We start from the raw sequence: 4,832 nt of genomic DNA, 5'->3' as shown, positions 1-4,832 counted from the left end.
CCTGCGCTCTACCAGTCGGCCACGCTGAACCGGCGTGGGCGCATCTCCCGCCAGGGCTTGGCCGAGCATCGTGACGCCCTGATGGGCATCGCCTGGGGACTTTCCCAACAATCGCCCTCCTTTGCCGGCCGCGACGCTGAACTCCGAGCTCGGGGTATGGCTCCCATACAGGCCCGTGTCGCGTTGGCCCGCCACGCCTGCCGACTGGCGTATCGACTGCTTCGAACCCAACAACCTTTCGATGAACAGCGCTATCGTCGAGGAAGGCTCAGTCGCGAGCGGTGACGGCTGTTCCGGCTATGCCGCACGACGGCGCAACTTAGCTTGCCGCCCGCTCGCGCTGGGCCGCTCTACGGCGCACACGAAAGCCTGCCGCCCCACGGCGACTAATCAGCCTGCCGACCATCACGGCCCAGCCGACCTCACGACCCAACCGTTTATCGGGCGACAACCGAGGTTGGCACCCCGGGCGATCAACACTGCCTACCCCACGCCTTGACTGCCGGCGCGAAAGCTAACCGACGGCGCTCGCGCCGTGTTCACCGGGGACTACCTGCGCGAGCACATCACCTACGGCTACGCCATCACCGTGCACTCCGCACAAGGAGTCACAGCCGACACCACCCACGCCGTGCTCGGCGAAAACACCAGCCGTGCACTGCTCTACGTCGCCATGACCCGCGGCCGCGACACCAACACCGCCTACCTGCACGAGCGGATCGCCGGCGAAAACGAGCACAGCAAATCCGACGGTGTCCGCATCCTGCGGCGCGGCACCGCCAAAGAAGCCGCACAGCGGGCCCGCACCCTCATCGCCAACCGCGACGAGCAAGTCCACACCGCTCACCAGATAGCACAAGACGCTGACGCTTCACTCCTACCCGAGCCTGTCCGTAGCCTTCTTCGTCGGCGCTCTGACGCTATCCGGCAGAGACGCATTGCCTATGAGCAATGGCGCGGCGCCGGCCGAGGAATCAACATCACCGACGGCCGCACAGTCGACCAGCACATCGACTGCAGCCAAGGTAGGGACGTCGGCTACGACTTAGGCCTATGAGTACACACGGGTAACCGTCATGGATTCGGGATTGCACCGCTACTTGCCGGGCCTTCGCAGACAGTGATCTCGCACCTTTGGCCGACCGCGCCAGCCATAGCAGCAGCTTTCGGAGTGGTGCTTGCGGTCGAACTAGGAACAGGCGCCGACCATCTAGCGGAATTCGCTTCAGCGGTGAAGACCCTCTTTAGCGGGCCGGATCACGTGCTGGACCGCTACGCGCGACGCCAGGAGATGGCTCGCGGCTAGCAGAGCACGTGTCTCGGTCAAGGCACGACCTCGACAACATCGCGCACTGGGGCTCGTCGAAATTACACGTGTGATGCCCCGATGTCGAACCTAAGCCCTCCCGGTGTACTTGCGACAGCCAATCCGGCCTTAACACAACGCCCCATCGTCAGATCGCTACCATGCAGAACTCGCCACGCTTGAGCCGTCCTTTTTGGCGGACCGTTGTCCGATCATCTGCTATGAAGCAAGATCTATGCAGTTATGATCCGGGAGCCGAGTGCGATTGGAGCGGCGGCGTGACAACCAGCCAGAAGTCGCACCGGTCGACCTCCGACACTAGTACTAATCGTCACGCGTGGCAGCTTGGTCGAATCGGTTCGCGGTTGTCATCCCTTTTCGCCGGAACCGCTATCGCGTTTGTACTAATCACCTTGTCCGCCGTCCCGGCCTTTGCGTGTCCGGGTGAATTACAGGTCACGGCCGCATCAGGGGGAGCATTTGAAGGTGACTCACCGTTTGCGGTCCGAGTCGCTAACTCTGGTGCCGGTCCCGTTCAGGCCATCACGATCGAATGCGACAGTCCTGCGGGCATAACGACCAATATCGAACCCGCAATGATCCCCACCCTCAACGGACACTCATCAATGTTGGTGACGATCACCGCGCACGGACTGCCGGATCGCAGGCCTGCGGGGCTGGTAATCCGGGTGAGTGGGCAGTCTGCATCCGGCTCGACCGTTGCGCTTGCGACAATCGACTTGGTGGACGCGCAGCCCGCGCTATCACTTACTTTGGCTGGGAACTCACGGCTGACTGATTCATCGCCAGCCAGTTTGGTCGCGATCATCGGCAATTCCTCTGACGTGCCCATCACGGTCTCGGTGCGAGCGACTGCCGGCCGAAATGAAGTGCGTCTCGCCGTACAGGACAAGGACGGCGGATCAGCAAGCGTCGGATCACAATTGAATGATCTACAGGTGGATGCGCGCCAGTCGAAATTAGTGCAAATCCAGGTCAATGCGCGACCGCCCGTACGGCGCGGTACGACCGCCGTGGTGGTAACCACGTCGGCGGCGCGGCAGCCGGGCGTCGGCGAACCATATGCTGTCACAGCATCCAGAGATCTAGAGGTGGCGCTCGCGACAGATGTTCTACCAGGTGTCATCGGACTCAGTTCCGTGCTGATCATTCCGGGCTTGTTGGCGGTGTGGGCGCTCCTGTCAGTTTTGGGGAAAGATCGGCTCAGAATCGGCCTACAGACAGGGTCTGTCGGCAAGCAGATTTTGGACAACAAGCTGTGGCTTCTCGGCGCAGCGGCGGTGTCATGTACGGCAGCGCCAATCTATGCCGCCTTGGGTTTCTCCAACTTGTTCGACACCTACACCTTGAGCGATATCTTCATTATCAGCGTGGCTACCGGGGTTATCGGCTACATTGCGGGCCGCGTAATCGTCCACGAGCACCGACGCAGAGTGGCGGTGGTAAACGACAGCAGTTCGCCATTCGAGGTGCTCGAGGCTGCAGCCAAAGCGGGAAGTGCGATCCCGCGAAAAACCTACAAGACACCTGAGGGCCAACGAGGACTCCTGGTCCACACAGACTGGAAAGCCCCTGTCCTCACACCACAGATAAATTACTCAAAATCCTTGCAGACTGTAATTGACACCGGCAATCTCGCAAATGTCGTCGAAACGATTCGGGCGAACCCCGATTTTCGGAACGACATCAGATTCGCAACGGTCGACGGTATGATTGCCAAACCCGCGGCCTTCCAACAGCAGCTGCAGGCCGAGAAAGAGCAAGACATACTGGACTATAAAAACGACCCCAACACCTAGCGCCGCCACATAATCTATGTGCCGGCGCCGGGGTGGTGCCCCAGTGGGCCACGTAGCGCCACTGGGCCCTTCGGTGTACCGAAGAGTGATCGGGGAAGCCGATACAATCAGCAACCTAATCCGACCCACGTTCAGATTACCAAGGAGCACGTCACTATGTCATGCCCCATTCGCGTGACTCGTGTGCGCGTCTCGCGTGTAGCAGGCCGGACACACGACCAACTTCAGCAGATCGGTGGGCCGGACGAGTTCAACAACCGGCTTCTTAACCTGTCACCGGTATGCGACCTGGAAGTGATGCTGCCATTCGACTCAAGCCAGGGCCTGGAAGTGGACCTGGCGTTCTGGGAAACGAACGCTGAACGAACGCTGAGAGAGCAGCCTATCGACAACCCGGGCGACCTACGCAGGCACGGCGTACCCCTGAGATACCGCGGGGCGATGGGGGTAACAGACATCGAGGCGACAAAGTCACGACTGGAGTGCCACCTACACCCATTCGGCGTCATCGCAATGACCACCGTCGATCTTGAGTGGTCTGAACCGGTGGACCTGGTTCAGCTGCCGCAGTACGTGCGAGCGTTGGACGATCGCAACACGACCGTCGAGGTGGGCGGGCAGAAACGCGACACAACCTTTGAGCAATCCGCGACGACAGCCGTTAAGATGCTGGTCGATCGGCTGACGGTGGGGGACAAACGCACGTCATGGGACACGCGGCAACACCGTCTGGCAACGGTCATCAGTGGAGAGTTCACTAGCCGAATCACCTCGATGCCGGCTACAGGGGATCAGCTGCACGTCGCTCTGCACTCCATGTCCGCAGTAGGTAATCTGGCCATCGCCTTGCCGCAGAACGCATTCGTCGCGCAATGGAATGGCTCCAATTCTTATGGATGGAACCCTGCGTCACTGATCTACATGCTGAACCGTGGCGAAGCGTTCCTTGCAGCGGAGGCGGATCGCGGGGTACTAGCAGAACTGGGGTCCGGCGCCGAGCGAACGTCCGACCGCCATCGGCGTCTCCTTCTGACGACCGCTTACATAACAGCCCTTGCAGGCCTCGTTCGCGTCGCCGCCAGTGGAGCGACAACTAAGTCCAAGTACTTCACCGACTGGGCTAGAACTGCGGCAAAACGCCTTGGGAGACTCTACGGGCCATACCCGGGCTACGAGGAGTGGGGCTTGGTGCCCCGATCGCTCCTGTCGCGGATAAATGCCAGCGTCGACGTCAAGACTGTTACGGGTCAGGGCTTGTACCCCAGTGAGAACTACTCAGTTGATGCGTACCCAACCTAGCCAGCCAAGCCAATGAACGAAGCGAACGGTCGCAGCGACGGTCCGTTCGTTTGGCTGACCAATCGCGCCATGTCGAGTTCGCCGTGGGTCAACGATCCCCTGCCCCTCCACTGGTAGTGCCGAGACAACGTGTAGATGCTCACTGTGCTCACTGGCTGGCGGCTCGGTAATCAGCATCCCGCGTCGGAAATAGATACCCCGCCAGGAACACGCTGATGGGTCTGCTGCACGGATAGGTGACAGTTTCGGTTACGCGGCCTGATGGGCCGGTGTGGCCATGATTGCTTCGAATTCGATGGGCGTCAACCGGCCAAGACTCACTTGCCGGCGTCGGCGGTGGTAGGTGCGTTCGATCCAGGTGACAATCGCGATGCGCAGCTGCTCGCGGGTGTCCCAGCGGCGGCGGT

3 protein-coding genes and 2 pseudogenes are annotated in these 4,832 nt (G+C 60.8%); 4 read left to right on the top strand and 1 reads right to left on the bottom strand.

Annotated elements, in window-relative coordinates; translation table 11 throughout:
• The 4 genes and pseudogenes from BN4348_RS60930 to BN4348_RS59105 all read left to right on the top strand — a co-directional run.
• Positions 1-285, top strand: a pseudogene (locus tag BN4348_RS60930) (hypothetical protein); the annotation flags it as partial.
• 250 nt (positions 286-535) lie between these two features.
• On the top strand, positions 536-1,057 hold the full coding sequence (locus BN4348_RS59115) for a helicase C-terminal domain-containing protein (protein ID WP_066917782.1): 522 nt from the start codon (positions 536-538) through the stop codon (positions 1,055-1,057).
• An 845-nt stretch (positions 1,058-1,902) separates the two neighbouring features.
• Positions 1,903-3,126: a hypothetical protein gene (locus BN4348_RS59830; protein ID WP_142308841.1), complete on the top strand. Its 1,224-nt coding sequence runs from the start codon at positions 1,903-1,905 to the stop codon at positions 3,124-3,126.
• Between the two features lie 174 nt (positions 3,127-3,300).
• Complete coding sequence (locus BN4348_RS59105) at positions 3,301-4,425, top strand: hypothetical protein (RefSeq protein WP_142308840.1); 1,125 nt, start codon at positions 3,301-3,303, stop codon at positions 4,423-4,425.
• A gap of 249 nt (positions 4,426-4,674) precedes the next feature.
• On the opposite strand, the pseudogene BN4348_RS62080 reads toward BN4348_RS59105, so the two are convergent.
• Positions 4,675-4,832: pseudogene (locus tag BN4348_RS62080) on the bottom strand (IS3 family transposase); the annotation flags it as partial.

Origin of the sequence: Mycobacterium interjectum, assembly GCF_900078675.2 — a bacterium.
Taxonomy (GTDB): domain Bacteria; phylum Actinomycetota; class Actinomycetes; order Mycobacteriales; family Mycobacteriaceae; genus Mycobacterium; species Mycobacterium interjectum.
The sequence above is the reverse complement of the archived record's forward strand: the minus strand, read 5'-3'. Positions and strand labels throughout refer to the sequence as shown.